Annotated in this window: 18 protein-coding genes and 1 pseudogene; 11 read left to right on the top strand and 8 right to left on the bottom strand. The window is 65.7% G+C overall.

The window, feature by feature from the left end; all coding sequences use genetic code 11:
- Positions 1-58 precede the first annotated feature (58 nt).
- Together AB0383_RS29200 and AB0383_RS29195 are read right to left on the bottom strand one after the other, a co-directional pair.
- Positions 59-325 carry a hypothetical protein gene (locus tag AB0383_RS29200; RefSeq protein ID WP_366189058.1) on the bottom strand — a complete coding sequence of 89 codons (267 nt, stop codon included), beginning with the start codon at positions 323-325 and terminating at the stop codon, positions 59-61.
- A 210-nt stretch (positions 326-535) separates the two neighbouring features.
- Positions 536-1624 (bottom strand): SGNH/GDSL hydrolase family protein, encoded by a 1089-nt coding sequence (locus AB0383_RS29195; RefSeq protein WP_366189057.1) that lies wholly within the window; start codon positions 1622-1624, stop codon positions 536-538.
- Positions 1625-1765: 141 nt separating this feature from the next.
- Here AB0383_RS29195 and AB0383_RS29190 point away from each other — a divergent pair, with 141 nt between their 5' ends.
- Positions 1766-2359 (top strand): phosphoribosylanthranilate isomerase, encoded by a 594-nt coding sequence (locus tag AB0383_RS29190; protein ID WP_366189056.1) that lies wholly within the window; start codon positions 1766-1768, stop codon positions 2357-2359.
- Between the two features lie 48 nt (positions 2360-2407).
- On the opposite strand, the gene AB0383_RS29185 is transcribed toward AB0383_RS29190, so the two are convergent.
- Positions 2408-4330: a LamG-like jellyroll fold domain-containing protein gene (locus AB0383_RS29185; protein WP_364172519.1), complete on the bottom strand. Its 1923-nt coding sequence runs from the start codon at positions 4328-4330 to the stop codon at positions 2408-2410.
- Between the two features lie 540 nt (positions 4331-4870).
- On the opposite strand from AB0383_RS29185, the pseudogene AB0383_RS29180 reads away from it, so the two are divergent.
- The 4 genes and pseudogenes from AB0383_RS29180 to AB0383_RS29165 all read left to right on the top strand — a co-directional run.
- A pseudogene (locus tag AB0383_RS29180) lies at positions 4871-4999 on the top strand (DUF5134 domain-containing protein); the annotation flags it as partial.
- A gap of 65 nt (positions 5000-5064) precedes the next feature.
- Positions 5065-5226, top strand: coding sequence for a hypothetical protein (locus AB0383_RS29175; RefSeq protein WP_366189138.1), 162 nt, complete (start codon positions 5065-5067; stop codon positions 5224-5226).
- 71 nt (positions 5227-5297) lie between these two features.
- Complete coding sequence (locus tag AB0383_RS29170; RefSeq protein WP_364172525.1) at positions 5298-5528, top strand: hypothetical protein; 231 nt, start codon at positions 5298-5300, stop codon at positions 5526-5528.
- Between the two features lie 149 nt (positions 5529-5677).
- Positions 5678-6088 carry an Lsr2 family protein gene (locus tag AB0383_RS29165; RefSeq protein WP_366189055.1) on the top strand — a complete coding sequence of 137 codons (411 nt, stop codon included), beginning with the start codon at positions 5678-5680 and terminating at the stop codon, positions 6086-6088.
- 94 nt (positions 6089-6182) lie between these two features.
- Here the strand turns inward: AB0383_RS29165 and AB0383_RS29160 are convergent, their stop codons facing one another.
- From AB0383_RS29160 to AB0383_RS29150, 3 genes are read right to left on the bottom strand one after another with little or no spacing between them, the layout of a single operon-like run.
- Positions 6183-6692: a carbonic anhydrase gene (locus AB0383_RS29160; protein WP_364172528.1), complete on the bottom strand. Its 510-nt coding sequence runs from the start codon at positions 6690-6692 to the stop codon at positions 6183-6185.
- Positions 6692-7582 (bottom strand): NmrA family NAD(P)-binding protein, encoded by an 891-nt coding sequence (locus AB0383_RS29155; RefSeq protein ID WP_366189054.1) that lies wholly within the window; start codon positions 7580-7582, stop codon positions 6692-6694. The genes AB0383_RS29160 and AB0383_RS29155 overlap by 1 nt, the downstream gene beginning before the upstream one ends.
- 2 nt (positions 7583-7584) lie before the next feature.
- A complete protein-coding gene (locus AB0383_RS29150; RefSeq protein ID WP_364172532.1) occupies positions 7585-8289 on the bottom strand; it encodes an SDR family oxidoreductase in 705 nt (234 codons plus the stop codon).
- A gap of 133 nt (positions 8290-8422) precedes the next feature.
- Here AB0383_RS29150 and AB0383_RS29145 point away from each other — a divergent pair, with 133 nt between their 5' ends.
- The 5 genes from AB0383_RS29145 (at position 8423) to AB0383_RS29125 (ending at position 13104) form a co-directional block, all read left to right on the top strand.
- Positions 8423-9076 carry a helix-turn-helix domain-containing protein gene (locus AB0383_RS29145; protein ID WP_366189053.1) on the top strand — a complete coding sequence of 218 codons (654 nt, stop codon included), beginning with the start codon at positions 8423-8425 and terminating at the stop codon, positions 9074-9076.
- 73 nt (positions 9077-9149) lie between these two features.
- Entirely contained in the window at positions 9150-9410 is a 261-nt protein-coding gene (locus AB0383_RS29140) for a peptidase inhibitor family I36 protein (protein ID WP_366189052.1), read from the top strand.
- A gap of 383 nt (positions 9411-9793) precedes the next feature.
- Entirely contained in the window at positions 9794-10999 is a 1206-nt protein-coding gene (locus AB0383_RS29135) for a restriction endonuclease (RefSeq protein WP_366189051.1), read from the top strand.
- 469 nt (positions 11000-11468) lie between these two features.
- The gene (locus AB0383_RS29130; RefSeq protein ID WP_366189050.1) at positions 11469-12563 is read left to right on the top strand and encodes a hypothetical protein; all 1095 of its coding nucleotides are present in this window, start codon (positions 11469-11471) and stop codon (positions 12561-12563) included.
- The gene (locus tag AB0383_RS29125) at positions 12553-13104 is read left to right on the top strand and encodes a hypothetical protein (RefSeq protein WP_366189049.1); all 552 of its coding nucleotides are present in this window, start codon (positions 12553-12555) and stop codon (positions 13102-13104) included. The genes AB0383_RS29130 and AB0383_RS29125 overlap by 11 nt, the downstream gene beginning before the upstream one ends.
- Before the next feature lie 448 nt (positions 13105-13552).
- Here the strand turns inward: AB0383_RS29125 and AB0383_RS29120 are convergent, their stop codons facing one another.
- Positions 13553-14185 (bottom strand): winged helix-turn-helix domain-containing protein, encoded by a 633-nt coding sequence (locus tag AB0383_RS29120; RefSeq protein ID WP_366189048.1) that lies wholly within the window; start codon positions 14183-14185, stop codon positions 13553-13555.
- An 11-nt stretch (positions 14186-14196) separates the two neighbouring features.
- Positions 14197-14985, bottom strand: a complete 789-nt coding sequence (locus tag AB0383_RS29115; protein WP_366189047.1) for a GntR family transcriptional regulator — start codon at positions 14983-14985, stop codon at positions 14197-14199.
- A gap of 118 nt (positions 14986-15103) precedes the next feature.
- Between AB0383_RS29115 and AB0383_RS29110 the strand changes: the two genes are divergently transcribed.
- Positions 15104-15445, top strand: coding sequence for a hypothetical protein (locus AB0383_RS29110; RefSeq protein ID WP_366189046.1), 342 nt, complete (start codon positions 15104-15106; stop codon positions 15443-15445).
- Positions 15446-15578 lie beyond the last annotated feature (133 nt).

The following is a 15578-nucleotide window of genomic DNA, read 5'->3' as shown; positions in this document are numbered from 1 at the left end:
CAGCGACCCCGTCAGTGATGGACCCGCCAATGAGGACTCGGCTGTGTGTTGTGTCGGATCAGAGCTGCTCGTCCGAGTCTCGGGCCTGTTCCTTGCGCGGCCGCGGATGCGAGAGGATTCCCTGGGCCTCGTCGCGGACCCCGGCCTTGTCATCGGCCGCGAGCTCGTGCAGCTCCTGGATCAGTCGATCCGCGCCTGCGGTCGTCATCCACTCGGGGTTGCAGTCCAAAGCGGCCACGAGCGCATCTCTGGTCCAGAACTCGACAGCTCGGCTGCCGGCCAGCAGTACGCAGCGCAGGCCGGCGGTGTCCTTGCGTGCGAGCAAGGCCCCGGCGGTCTCCCGGGTGACCGCGGAGTTTCCGCGATCCAACTTGCCCCGAGCCTGCCGAGGTTGTCGTTGATCCTCAGTCGATTTCCCATCGCCTCAGCCACCGCCGCGACGCCGTCACCGAGCGACTGCGGACCCGCGGCGTGCGGCCGCACGCGCGCGTCGGGGCAGCCGTCGATCTCGACGGCACCGGCCCACCCGTGTCCCTCAAGCCGAAACCACACCGAACTCCGCCGCGACGATGTCCGCCGCACCGGCCGCGTTCGGGTGGAAGGCGTCGTTCATCAACCTCGCGCCGGCCGCGGCCGCGTAGCTGCCCCAGCGATCGAAGAGGTCGAGCACCGGCACGCCATGTGCGTTCGCAACGTCGTACATGGCGTCGCGATACGGGGACAAGTCGACCCACGCCGGATCGCCGGGGATCTGCGCCTCGAGGACCACGTCGCAGGTTTTCTCCAGCGCGGACACCATCGTCTCGAGGTTTTCCGCGTACCGGTCCGGCGCGACCGCCGTCTGCTCGTTGGCGTCGTTCGTCATCAACGCGATCAGGGCGAGATCCGGCGACCAGGCCACCACGTGGTTCAGCGCCGAGTACCCCTCACCACCGGCGACCCAGTCCGTGGTCGTCGACATCGAAATGCCGAAGTCGCCGATCGTGATGCCGTCGAGCGCTTCGATCCCGATGCTGCCGACCCGCAGTTCACCGGCCTCGCCGGCCACGGTGATCGTGACGGTGTGCCGTCCGGCGGCCAGCTTGGGGAGCGCGACGAGGTGTGTCGCCAGGCCTGCCGCACCGCTCAGCCGGACCGGGCCGGGTTCGCCACCGTCGATCGCGATCGCGCACTCGCGCGAGTCCTGCGTGGTGATGACGCGAGCCAAGTAGTCGCCGGCCTCCGCGACAAAGGCGGTGAGGGAGACGGAGCCGCCGCTCGTCGTGGACGAGGCGAACGTCGTCAGCGCACCGGGCGCGAACTCGGACCAGGACCCGGTGAACGTCAGTCTCGAATCCGCCGTCATGGTCCGCGGGTTCAGGATCACCGACGCACCCCGCACCGGGAAGCCCCGAGCCGCCAGCATGCCGCCCATCACCACCGGCGGCGACTGCGTGGCGGGCTGGAGTCCCTGGCCGGCGCTGATGGAATCGCCGATCTTCGCGTACCTGGCCGAACCGGCCCCGGCGACGGCGGCGGCCCGCTTCCAGCGCCAGCGGCGGATCGAGGCGGCAGTCATCCCGTACAGCTGCCGGCCCTCGTCGTATCCACCGGGATGGGCCTTGCCGAGCGGACCCGTGACCATCGTGCGAGCTCCTTGTCGGGCGGAAGTCGACCCATAGTCACATCCGAGCCGCCGCCCGGGCGCCCGATCCGTCACGTCCGGTGATGCCGGTGCGCGCGTGATGCCCGCTCGTCACCGGCCGGCGGAGGTTAGGGTCGGGACGTGTTCGTGAAGATCTGCGGCCTGAAGACAGCGGCCGACGTGGCGTGCGCGGTCGAAGCGGGAGCCGACGCCGTGGGGTTCCTGCTGTGCGAGAGCCCTCGGCAGGTCACCCGGGCCGAGGCCGCGCAGCTCGCGGCGGGTGTGCCCGGCGAGGTGCTCACGGTCGGCGTGTTCAAGGGCGTGCCGGTGCCGGAGGTCCGCGACGCGGTGGCCGAGACCGGGATCCGGGCCGTTCAGCTGCACGGCTCCGGGTACTCGCCGGCCGACTTCGCGGCGTTGCGCGATCTGCCCGTGCGGCTGATCCGTGCCACGTCACTGAAGAACGGCGAGGTCCCGGCCGTCGGCGAATACGGCGAGGACCTGCTCCTGCTCGACTCCCCCAGCGCGGGTTCGGGCGAGACCTGGGACTGGTCGGCCGAGACGCCCGACGGCGACTGGCTCCTGGCCGGCGGCCTCACCCCGGACAACGTGGCCGACGCCCTCGCCACCGTCCGGCCGTGGGGAGTGGACGTCTCCAGCGGCGTCGAGTCCGCCCGCGGCGTGAAGGACCAGGCTTTGATTCGAGCTTTTCTCGCCGCCGCAAGGAGTTCCTGACCGCGGACGGCAGCGGGTGGGCACTGATGACCACCCGCTGCCGGTGGATCACTTGGTCAGGAACTCGTCCAGGCGCAGCGCCCGGTTCACGATGCGGACGTCACCGATCCAGCCGTGGAACACGTTGTCGATCGCGCCGCCGTACTCGTGGCCGCCGAGCAGCCAGGTGAGGCCGAGCGAGGCGATGCCGACCGAGTCGGTCGACGGGTTGTCGGCCACCGGCGCGCTCTCGATGTACGCCGTGGTGTGGTGCCCGTCGTTGACCACCGCGAGGTGCCACCACTGGTCCTCGGGCATGCCGTGGCTCCAGTTGGTGGTCGGGTAAGTCTGGCTGAGCGGGTAGCAGTTGAACTGCAGTTCACGACCGTTGTTCGTGGTCATGAGCTGGGCCACCGGCTCCTTCGGGTCGGTGTTCTTGCCGTGCTTGCCCGCGTCGCCGGCCGCGCCGCGGCGGACCAGCACCGGCATGTTGCCGTTGTTGCCGCCGTCCCAGTCGCGCGGGATCTTCACGAACGTCTCGATCGTGTAGCCGTGCTTGAACTGCTCGGTGTTCAGCGCCGCCTTCGCCGCGGTGGTGAGGTACGCGCCGTGCAGCGGGTTCTTGCCGCCGACGAAGCGCAGGCTGGCGTGGGCCGGCTGGTCCGGGTGGTGGTCGTCGGACCAGGTCAGCGCGCCGGGGACGGTGCCGGGCACCGAGGCCAGCGTGAGGTCGTTGCCGTTGCCGGACAGGTCCTTGACCTTCTGGGTCGTGGTGACCGGGCTGCCGGGCGCGGCGTGGTTGCCGTCGAAGCGCCAGTACGCGAGCGTGCCGGGCAGCAGCACCTTGTTGGCGGCGCGAGCCGCGCGCGTCTTCACCGGGATGAAGCCGGAGAAGCGCTGCTCGAAGTCGAACGGCATCGAGAACCGGTCGACGGCCGTGGTCAGCCGCGACTCCATGACCTCGAGGCGGTTGCGCTTGGCCGGGTCCTTCTCGAGGATCCACGGTGAGATCGTCTCGACGTCGATGGTGTTGCGCTCGAGGTCGAAGTGGTACAGGCGCAGCATGCCGCCACCGCTCATGTAGCGGTTCTGGTAGTTCGTGATGTGCAGGTGCACGTCGTTGCCGGCCGCGTTCTTCTTCGTGATGCGGCCCGAGGGCCAGTAGTGGCCGTTGAGCGTGAGGAAGATCTGGTCGTTGTCCTTGATCAGCGAGTCCCACACGGTCTGGCCGTAGCTGGTGATCTCGGCGTTGTTCTCGGGGTCGCCCGATTCGTACGGGTACACCTCGTCGCCGTAGGTCGGTGCGACGATCTCGTGGCAGGTGAGGATCACCGGCATCTTCGGGTGCGCCTTGATGACCTGGTTCGCCCAGGCGAACCCGGCCGCCGACGTGCGCCAGTCCATGGCCAGCAGCAGCCAGTCACGCCCGGCCGCGTGGAACGTGTGCGCGGTGTTGTAGCCGCTGGCGTCCGAGCCGACGAACGACTTCTGGCCCGTGAACCGCTGCGGGCCCATCGCCTGCAGGTACGGCGTGTTGCCACGCGTGTCGTCACCGGACACGTCGTGGTTGCCGGCGAGCACGCTGTAGGCGACGTTCGCCTTGTCGAGGATCTTGAACGTCTTGTCCACGGCCTGGAACGACGTGACGTCGGCGTCCTGCGTCACGTCACCGAGGTGCGCCATGAACACGATGTTGTTGTTCGGCGTGCCGCTGTTCTCGATCACGTACCGGAACGAGGCTTCCTGCGGCTCCGGGTTGATGCTGTTCTGGCTGCCCCAGTAGAGGTACTGGGTATCCGGCATCACGGCGACGGTGAACTGGAGGCTCTCGCCGTCCGGGTTCCATCTGCCGCTGCCTCTGTTTGCGGCGTTCGCGGTGTCGGCCTCGGCCGGCGCGACGCCGAGCGCACCCAGCGCCGTGGCGCCGACGCCGGCGAGTCCCGCGTTGCGCAGGAAGGACCGTCGGTTCGGGCCCACCTGGTTTTCGCGCATGGTCTACCTCATTCAGGTTTCCAGGGAGAATTCTCGAGCTCCCCGGACGCTATTCACGGCTGTTTGAGCCAACGCGAACACCAGGTGGCCTGCTCACGTCGGCTGCCTTACGTCGCGCGCCCTTGAGACGCAGGTCACGGCCGGCGGGCCCGAGGGGCAACCGGGCCGCCCTTTCGTTTTCGACAATTCCTGTCTCGTCCGGGGGCATTTCCCGTCGGTTGTCACGAATCGCGACTGTGCGTGGTCTACCGGGTACTCGCTTCGCTCGCTTCGGCGGAAGGAACCCCTCTCGTGCCGGCGTCCGTCTCCTGGCTGCTGACGGCAGCGCTCGCCGTGCTGACGTGGGTGCCACTGGCGCACCTTTGGCGTGGGGTTGCCGCTTCGCCGACGGACGCTGCCGAGTGGCGTGGGTCTCCAGTGGATGTCCACCGTGGCCAGGCACCACTCTCCGCCGGTTCGTCGTTGCCCGCCAACGCCCCTCCGCCGCTCCGGGTGCCGACCCGCGCCGACTCCGTGGCCGACCTCGTCCTCTGCACCGCGATGATCGCCATGACCTCTCCCGTCGGCGCCCCCATCCCCGCCGCCGGCTGGCAGGCCGTGCCGCTCGTTATCCTCGGCTGGTCCCTCTCGACCCGGCGCCCGCACCACCTCGCCACCATCGCGACGATGCTGTTCATGCTCACCGCCATGCCACATCCGCCGCCGACCACGGCCCGTGGCTCACCATGCCCGCCATGGGCCACGGCTGGTGGACACCCATCACCTTCGCCGCGGCCGCGTGGTTCCTCCTCGACGCCGCCCGCTCGGTCCCGTCGTGGCACACGGACCCCACCCGCGCGTTGTCCCGCGCGGGCATGAGCCTCGGAATGGCTTGCGCGCTGGTCATGTCCGGCTGAGACGGCAATCTCGGCGGAAACGTGTTTGCGTACCAGTAATGTGAGCGGCCGTGCTCTCCACAACTCGACGGTTGATCGCGCAGGAGGCCGCCCAATATGGCGAGGACTCGGCAGCCGACCAAGGCACGCCGCGCCACCTTGCTCGCAGGAACCGGAAGGAACTCGAGCCGACCCGCTACCCCGAGTCCGATCCGACAGTGGACCGCCGGCCGTCGCTCCAGGCCCAGCTTCGCGTCGGCCGGTACTACGGTGTGACGGAACAGTTCGAGGCCTTCTGGTCACCTTCCGTCGACGTTTCCTGACCCGCGGCACCGCCTCGACCGCACCTCGAGTTTTCCGCACAGTTTCGGCGCCTGCATTTCCCCGACCATTCGATGCTACGATCGCAATCGATCGCCACATTCGTGCGCCTGGTCACGGTCAGCATGCACGCCAATTTCAAGGAGCACTCATGGCCCAGAAGGTTCTCGTCGAAATGCTGGACGACATCGACGGCAGCCCGGCCACCCAGACAGTCCCCTTCGGACTCGACGGTGTCAGCTACGAGATCGACCTGTCCGACGACAACGCCGCCGCCCTGCGGGACGAGCTCGCGCGCTACATCGGCGTGGGCCGCAAGACCGGCGGCCGCAAGGTGCGCGTCGCCGCGGGGCAGCCGACGGCGGCCACCCCGGCCGACCGCGAGCGCTCGCGCACGATCCGCGCGTGGGCCAACCAAAATGGCTACCAGATCTCCGAGCGCGGCCGCATCCCGTCCGACGTCGTGAGCGCCTACGAGCAGGCCGAGCTCGAAGCCGCCAAGCCCTCCGCGCCGGCCCGCAAGCGCCCGGCGCGCAAGAAGGTCGCCGCCGCCAAGAAGTAGTACGGCGAACCTGCTGACCGAGATGCCGGCTCGTTGACAACGGACCCTCGTTCGTCAACGAGCCGGCACCAGCCGGTCCACAGTGGAGGGTCGCCTACGGCCCGACGACGGTTTCCACCAAACCGGTACCGACGTCGTAAACAAGACCCGACACCCGATACCCGGGCAGACGCGGCTCGGCCCTCAGCAATGCCACGTCACGAGCCACCGCCACCCGTGGATCCGCCACGTCGGGCAGCTCGGCCTCAGACGACCCGAAGTACGGAGCCAGCAGGCCGGGCCGGTCCTGGATCAGGGTGATGCCGCAGCCGGTGTGCTGCAGCACGACGACGTTCCACCCACCGGGACCCGCCCCCGCGGCCGCGGCCACGTGCTGCAACATCACCAGCTGCTCGATCGTGTCCGGCGTGACCCGTCCGCCGACGTTGCGCAGCACCCCGATCTCCCCCGGCTCCGCGCCGAGCACGACAGCGGGGTCGACCCGCGGGTCGAAACAGCTGATGACGCTCGTCAGCAGGCTCGGCCGCATGATCAACGTGGGATCGAACCGCGTCTCGGCGAACTTCCGGTTTCGCTCGACGAAAGTGTTCACGACTTCAGTCATCACTCGGCTCCGTTCAGCAGGGCGGCGTGTTTGCGGGCGAACTCGGCGACGGACATCGGCCGCCGCCCGGTGAGCTTTTCGATGGTGTCGTCGGCACCGCCGAGCCGTCCGGCGCGGTAGTCGATCATGATTCCGCGAATCGACCCGACCAGGTACCCGGGCACGCCGAACGCGGCTATCGTGGCCACGAACTCGTCCAGATCACAGTCCTCGTAGACGATCTCCCGGCCCAGCGCTTCGGACAGCTCGGCCGCCATCTGCGCCTGGCCGAGCTCAGCCGGGCCGGACAGCGGAATCGTCCGACCGATGTGGACTCCAGGCTCCTTCAGCAGCGCGGCGATCGCGCGCCCCAGGTCCTCGGTGCCGACGACCGACGACGTGCCCGCCCCCGCGGGCATCCACAGCTTCCCCTTGCGCAGGTTCGGCAGGATCCACGGGTAGAGGAACCATTCGAGGAACATCGTCGGGCGCAGGTGGACGACGTCCACACCGGACCAGGTGAACACCTCCTGCGACAGGAACGTCTCCCGCGTCGAGATCCCCGTGGACTCGCGGCTGGTGTTGCGCTGCGAGAGGTTGAGGACGGCCGGGCCGCCGGTTTCCTTCACCGCCTGAGCGAAATTGACCGTGGCCTTGATCAGGCCCGGCCGCATCGGGTGGACGAAATACGCGGCGTCCGTGCCCTCGAGCGCCAGCCGCAGCGTGGTGATGTCCTGGAAGTCACCGGCGACGACCTCCGCCCCCTGCTCGGCCAGCGCTCGCGCGCGGTCGTCGACCGTGCGCACCATCGCCCGCACGGTCAGCCCCAGCGCCAGGGCCTCGCGGACGGCGGCCCCTCCAGTGCCACCGGCCGCTCCCGTGACGAGCACTCTTCTGTCTGAAGTGGACATAGTCACCTACCAGCCAGCGCCGGGTAGAGCGCCGTGACGTCGGCCGCGAGCCCGGCGTGGACCTTCTTCGTCATGTCGTCGACGAGCACCTCGTGCTCGCCGGCTTCGAGGGCGTCGAAGATCGCGCTGACGACGTCGGCCGGCTTGTTCATACCACTGGTGTCGTTGCCGGCCTGCATTGGAGTGTCGGTCGGGCCGAAGAACGCCCCGAGGACCTGCACGCCGGCGGGCGCAAGCTCGAGCCGCAGGGCGTTGGTGGCCATCCACAGCCCGGCCTTGGAAACGCTGTGCGCCTTGCCGATGGCGAACCAGCTCAGCACCGACCCCACGTTGAGCAATGCGCCCTTGGCCGTGCGCAGCGCCGGCGCCAGCTCGCGGGTCAGGACGAGCGGGCCCAGCAGGTTGGCCTCGAACACCTCCTCGATCTCCTCGATCGGGGCGGTCAGCAGGTCGCTGTGCGGGAAGATCGCCGCGTTGTTGACGAGGATCGTGGTGTCGCCCAGCTTCGCCGCGGCCCGCGCGATCGAGCCCCGGTCGGTCAGATCCAGGTCGACGGTCACGACCCGCTCGTCACCCCACGCCTTCTCCTTGCGGGCAGCCGCATACACACGGGCCGCACCCCGATCCAGCGCGGCCTGGACGAACGCGGACCCGAGCCCACCGTTCGCGCCCGTCACGCACACCGTCGCGTTCTGCAGAGCAGTCATCGTTGATTCCCCTTCAGGTTGCGTGGCCCCTTCGTGGCCACGATGAGGACGGTAATCCGATCACTTCATTTTTACAAGTACAGTCTTTTTGGAAGAGTCCAGTCTCATGCCGGGACGGTGCTACACTTAACACATGAAACGGCGTGATTTCGGGCAGTACTGCGGCCTCGCGCGAGCCCTGGAGCTCGTCGGCGAACGCTGGGGGTTGCTGATCATCCGCGACCTGGCCATCCACCCGCGCCGCTACACCGATCTCCTCGACGGCCTGCCCGGCATCCCGTCCAACGTGCTGGCCACGCGCTTGAAAGAGTTCGAACAGTCCGGCATCGTCGAACGCCAGATCGCGCCCGCTCCCCGCCGCGGCGTCGTCTACGCCCTCACCCCGCTCGGCCACGAGCTCGAACCGGCCATCCACGCCCTCGGCCGCTGGGGCACAACCCAACTCGGCGAGCCCCGCCCCGGCGAGATCGTCACGCCCGAATCCCTCGCCACGTCACTCCGCGCCGCCTTCGACCCCTCCGGCGCCACCGACGTCACCGCGGCCTGGGAAATCCACACCCCCGACTTCGCCGTCCACGCCATCGTCACCAACGGCAAACTCGACGCCGGCGTCGGCCTCGCCCCCTCCGGCGCGGACCTCGTGATCACCCTCCAGCCCGAGGAACTGCCGTCCTACCTGGAGCTGGTGCAGGCCATCAAGTGCGGCTTGGTGAAGATCTCGGGGCCACGGAAGCTTCTGGACACGTTTACCCGGGTGTTCGCCAGCCGTGGCCCTTCGACCTCCTAGGGTGGGTCACCACTTCGCCGGCTTTGCGAGCGGCATACTTCCCTGACCCCGACCCGATTGCCTGACGTCATTCGTGGCCACAGTGGACACTCACGCGCGCACTATTCCTGAGGTCTTCCGACCCGATTGGGAACATGGCGAAGGGGCCGACTGCGACGTCGACTGCTTCTGCGCATGGGAGAACGACGGCGCCACCGGACGACGGAAATCTAGTGCCTCTGGGAAAACAGCGACTACCAGGGCCAGTCGCTGCGAATCGCCGTCGAATGGCAGGGCCCGCTCGGACCGAAATACAACTTCAACGAACCGAGTCAGCTCATTGAAGGCCTGCTAGCCGCAACGCCAGGTTCTCCTCGAATCCGGTAACCGGGGAAGTCCCGCCGAGGAAGCCGCGGGACTTCCCCGTCGTCACCGTGCGTCCATAACCGGCCACCCGGTCCGATCGGGCCGAGCAGGCGGGGCGGAAGTGCCCCCGACGGGGTTCGAACCCGCACTGGGTCGATTTTCGGACGGCGGTGGGCGACGTTGGCCGTCCTCCGCCGTCCCTGGCTTTTACCTGCGTTGTTCGCATCAGCAAACGGCTGTCACTGGGCGTTGGCCGCGGTCGAATGGCGTCCAAATCCAGGGGTAAACCGTGGGTTGATCTTGACCCTGGGAACCCGTGGAGAGGCACAACGACTGGGTGAGCCTGCCCCGCTTGATCGCTATCCTGCGACAGTGACGACTGGGGATGGAATCGTACCGTTCGAACAGCTTGCCGACGCTGACCTGATCGTCGATCAGGTGTACGCCGGTGGCCAGAGCGGAACTATGGCAGATGACCCGCTTGCCCGTTTGCTGCCGGTGGGCAACCAGGGCGGGTTCCGCTACGCCGGTTCCCCAGCCAAGGGCACCGTGCGGCTCGGCGTCCTGTACACAACCGGCGGCGAACCCGACTGGCCTGACACGCTGGACCCACAGACCGGACTCTTCACCTACTACGGCGACAACCGCAGCCCTGGCCACGAGCTCCACGACACGCGTCGCCGCGGCAACGTCCTGCTGCGGGACTCCTTCGACTGGAGCCACGAGTCAGCAGAGGCCCGCCGCCGCGTTCCCCCGTTCCTCCTGTTCGAGAAGTCCGCGCCCGGCCGAAGGATCATGTTCCGCGGCCTGCTCGTGCCAGGCGGACCGGGTTTATCCTCCGACGACGAGCTGCAGGCGATCTGGCGCAGCACCCGCGGGCAGCGGTTCCAGAACTATCGCGCTCGGTTCACCGTCCTCGACGTCTCCCGGATCGAGCGGCAGTGGATCAGCGATGTCCTCGATGGACGCGCCGCCGACAGTCGCTACGTTTCAGCACCTTGGGTCGCGTGGATCGAAGGGCGGAAGTACTCGCCGATGCTGGCACCGTCCACGACGGTCGTGCGGACGCGGGCAGAGCAAATGCCGGCCGATCCGGCCGGGCTCGAAATTCTCGCCGAGATCCGCGAGACGTTCCGCGATCGCGAGCACGACTTCGAGTACTGCGCGGTCGAACTGTGGCGACTCATCGCACCCGCTACCGGCAGTTGCGAAGTCACACAGCGCAGCCGCGACGGAGGCCGCGACGCCATCGGCGAGTACGTGATCGGCCCGTCCTCCGACCCGATCGCGATCGAGTTCGCCCTGGAAGCGAAGTGCTACAGCGACACCAACTCGGTCGGCGTCCGCGAGGTGTCCCGCCTGATCTCCCGGCTGCGGCATCGCCAGTTCGGCGTGTTCGTGACCACCTCGCACTATCACTACCAGGCATACGGCGAGGTCCGCTCCGATGGGCATCCGATCGCACTGATCAGCGGACGAGACATCGTGGAGGCCCTTCGAGCGGCTGGGTACGCCGACCTGGCGTCAGTTCGGCGATGGCTCAAGCAATTTGGTCCAACCGCAGCGAGCGCTCCCTAGATCGGGCCATCTGGCATGCGGTCGATGACGTGTACGGTCCCGCCCGAACCTGCAATACCCGCTTTTGTGGATCATGGTGTGCGACGTTGGCTGTTGGTGATCAGCATGAGTCACTGCCAGGTCTGTTCGCAGAAGCAATCGCAGATCCCCGAGCAATCTTGGCGGTCATCGGCCGTCGTTTGGCGAGGGTAAAACGTGGGCAGGTGCGCTGGCCAAGTGGCGACCGGCGTTCGCCTTCGTGTCCCCAACGCGTTCGACCGGCCGACCCCTTGATCTCATCCGGCGTAGCTGCGACCTGGGATGCACATTGGTCTAAACGGGTGGTGGTTAGGCCTTCGCTATCAGTTTGGTATCGGGCGGCGCTCATTGGGTCGACCCCGCCTGCCTGGTCGGCTGACCTTGCGGTTTGAGTTTTCATGGCAAGGACGCGCGTGGCGTATTTGGCAGTCCGACAGCTATTTTGTCCCGCTTGTCGGACTTGGATTCAAGCGAGCACTTCCGCGCTTATGTCGCTAAGGGTAAGATCGGTCGTTCGTTTGCTGCACAAAGCAAGTTGCGAGGGGAGAACTGGGCTGTAATGGCAAAGCACGCCTACGTTGCATACAGGTTAACGGTGACCAAGCTCAGGAAGCCGGACGAACCTTTAAAGCTGGGCAACTTTGATGGCCGCCAGACTGATATCCTTGAGTTGTTTAATGGATTTTTAAACGGGTTAAAGAAAAATGCCCTCCGTCGGGAAAAGCTCAATCAGTATATTTCAATTCTTCGAATTGATCCAAAGGGTAGGGCTATAGAGTTCGATGCCTACTATGGCCGATATGGATCCTCGGGCAGTATAATTGATACAACAAGCGGTCAGACGACTCACCAGTATGATGAGGAAGAGTCTCCAGTTCAAATGACGAGGAACTTAATCGCATCCCCTAAGGATGGTACGTGGGCAATCTTTCTTGCTGAAAGGTACAGTGGGCGCGGAGCGGCAACTGCACTAATTCGAGAGTTTAAGCAGGCGTTTCGTTCGCGATTTGAGCAGGATAAGCTAATTGTCAATTTCGACGGGCTGGTTGACAGTGACGCGTGGGCGCAATATGTAGATAAGGCCGACATGAAAGAAATGAAGATCAAGCGCTTTGGTCCTTCATCGGATATTGCGGATCCGCTTGTCACTAAATCCGTTGGCCGAGTAACTTCCATTATTCAACCCCGTCGTGGTCAGGGTAGTTTTCCGCGTAGCCTGCGGGAAAAGCTCGTCAGTCGTGAGATAACTGCTCAGGAAATTATCGGTATTCCCGTGGCGGATGGAGACGAGGTAGAGCTGGCGCTTGACGACGGTCGCCAGCAGCGGAGCATCCTCCTCGGAGAGGCGGAGCACCCAATCCTGTCTTACGTGCTCGCCGAGGATGACGACGAGCGCCCCACGAATGCCCAGGTCAGGGCCCAGATGGTCGCGAAAGTGTCGGAGGCGAAGAGTAAGCTCGGGCTGACCTTGGCGCATGACTGGGAGGATGGGCAGTGGAGCGGCGAAGCGTTGGAAGTGAAGCTGGAAGTAGAACGTGACGGCTAAGTGGTCAGTGACAAAGATCGTAGGCGACCACCTGCGAACTTTGGTTGATGATCGCAAGACCAGAAAGCCGATTCGGGTTAGAGATATTCTCGCGTTCTACGGCCTTCCCTTGCTAGTCCTAGTGCTGATCATAATCCCGGAGTTCAACTTTTCATGGCTGGCTGGCGTACCCGGATATCGACAGCTAGCGGCGTTTCGCGTTAATGGACTTGAAGGCATTCTGAGCGGCATCTCGATCTACACGGCGTTACTATTCGGTCTTCTGGTGCAAATATTTCAGATTAAGTCAAGGTACCTTGATAACGGCGAATACAGTTCAGACGCAATGGATCTCAATGATGCACTTGAGGCGAATGTCTCATATGCGGTTTTGACGGGAATTATCGCGACAGCGTATCTCGCCTTGGTGCTCGCGACCACCGTTAAGGATAATCCCGCTGGAAGAATTCCCAGTGGAATAATCGCTTTTTTGGTGGTGCATTTATTGGTGACCCTATTTATGATCCTGAAGAGGGCTCGCTCCGTTTATAGTCACCTCTGATGAGGATTAACCCTCCAGTGGGTGGCCTCTTCGCCATCTCGTCGACCTGGCGTAGCCCGATCACGCCGCGTCAAGGGGGCGCTTTCATGCGGTCCGGAGCGTGCCGGCCGAACTGCCCCCTTGACGCGGCGTGATAGCCCTCGGGGAGGTTGGCGAGATGGCGACAGGGCACTCACGAACGCGACGTGTCGGCACTTCTCGACCATCTCGGAGACCTGCCTGTCCGGCGAGGACCTCTCTTGAGCAGTGAACCTGTTCGCGGTCCCGCCGGCGGGTGGTCGCTGGGCTGGCTTCTCCGCGGGCGACCGCCGGGGACCGGGCGCCAGCCCGCACGCCCCGGCGGGGCTTGCCCGCGGATCAAACACAGTGCTCAGCGGCCCCGGAGGGGCCGCCTTGAACAAGTAAGGAAACTCTGAACACGGAGTGCTGAGCCTCGCTCGATCGGCAGTCAGTCAAGACGTTTGCGGAGTTCACCAAGGCGACGATTGAGATCGCGAACCACGCTGTGAAGCTCGGCGAGCTCGGCGCGCACGGCTGCTACGTCGACCACGGCTTCGACAGCTTCGATCCCTCCAGCTGGAACGTCCTGGACCACCGCCGGCGCGCCCTTGCCACCTTTGGTTAGGCCCTCGTGCTCAAGCACTGCAAGCGCCTGACGCACGGTCATCCGGGAAACTCCGTACTGGCTAGACAGCTCCTCCTGCGAAGGGATGCGGTCACCAGGCACGAGCTCACCGCTGGCGATCTGTCGGCGAAGCGCATCAGAGATTCGCCTGTAGGCATGCCCAGACGAAGGCGAGATCTCCTGAGGGCCGGATGAGCGTTCTTGGTGGTCGACTGTGACAGGCGGCAGTTGATAGGCAGGGGCGAACTCGGCTTGGCAGCGATAGCACTTGGATGCAGAGTAGGAGACATCCCGATTGCCGCAGTTGGGACACCCGTGGAGCCGTGCAGGCTCGACCTCGCCAAAGTCGATGAGAAGGGTGCGCGTTTCCTCGCCGTACGGCCGGTCGTGGTCAACCGCTCCATCGGGGCCGGCCGCCCGCGGTGCGTCGTCCTCCTCGGGGTGGTGCGTTCCCATCGAGCCTCGCCTTACTTCGGCCGGTCCATCAGGTAGACGAACTCGTATCGATCGGTCGGGAAGATGATGTCCGCCGCTTCGATCGGGACGAGGTCGTCGGAACCCTCGTGGGTTCCTCGAACAGTCTGCCTGATCTCCATCACGGGGACACCCGGCGGAACGGCCAACTCACTCGCCTCGATAGTCGTTGGCTGACGGACGAGGAGCCGTTCTTCGATCTGGCTCAGAGTCCAGCCGATCGCGCGAAAGCGGGCGTTGAGTCCGTGCGTACCGTGCGGCCCTTCGTGAGGGTGCTCGATGATCGTCCCCCCGGTGATCGAGCGCGGTTCCCACGACGTCGACATGCTCATCGGCTGCCCGTCGGCCGACACCTTGTAATTGGTGGTCGTGACGTCGGAGCCCGGCGGGATCTCCAGCCGTCGAGCAACCCAGTCCGACGCGGCCTCGACTGTCGTGTCGTGCTTCGCTGTGGGGGTTCGGCCTGCCCGACCCGCCTCTCGCACGTAGGTTCGCTCGTCCTGCTCAAAGTGCCGATACGGCATGGTTCGGATCATGACGGCCATGTCCGCCACGTACGTTCCCTTGCCCGGGACGCTGTAGACCAGCCCTTCGCTCTGGAGGACCTGGAGTGCCTTCTTGCTGGTGATCATGCTGACGTCGTACTGCCGGCAAAGCGTCGCCGCGCTGGGTACGGGGCCGTTGACCTTGAGGACTCCTTCCCGGATTTGGTGCCGAAGCTCTTCCGCTATCTGCATGTACTGAGGGACAGGCTTGCCCTGACCTCGCTCGTTGCTCGTCATCGATGGTCGTCCTTACTCCATTAGAGTGACATAGTTGGTATGTCTTGCCATACCTGGTCTGTAGTTGCATACTAGGTATAGAACACGATACCAGCTCACCGACCTCCCGGAGGCAGACATGCGGAACATCCCGTGCGACCTGAGCAACTACACCGCCCGCGTCGCTGAGGCACCCGAGCCGAAGACCCGCAAGGACGAGAACGGCCGCGAGGTGGCTGTCACGGACCGTGAGGGCGTGCGGCGCTACGTGGCCTCGCTGTTCCTGAAGACGAAGGGCGAGAAGGGCGAAGAGGTTCGCTTCACGCTGGACGCGGACCCGGGCGACGAGTTCGAGGAGGGCATGGTGGTCGAGCTGATCGCGCCGCGCATGTCGCCCTACTCGTTCAAGAACGCCAACGGCGAGACCGTCTCGGGGATCGCGTTCGCGGCCGTCGGCCTGAAGCCGGTCGCCACCTTTTAAGCCGGCAACGGCCGCCCTCCCTAATCCAGGTTAGCCGCCCCGGCCAGCGGTGCTGGGCCGTCGAAGGAACCAGCAGCTACGGTGCCGGACTCGCCGCCTTCCTCAGCGAACAGGGCGAACGGGTCGTCGAAGT

The organism is Amycolatopsis sp. NPDC051373 (assembly GCF_040689465.1).
Lineage (GTDB): Bacteria > Actinomycetota > Actinomycetes > Mycobacteriales > Pseudonocardiaceae > Amycolatopsis.
Note: the sequence above shows the minus strand (reverse complement) of the source record. Positions and strands in the feature narration are given on the sequence as shown.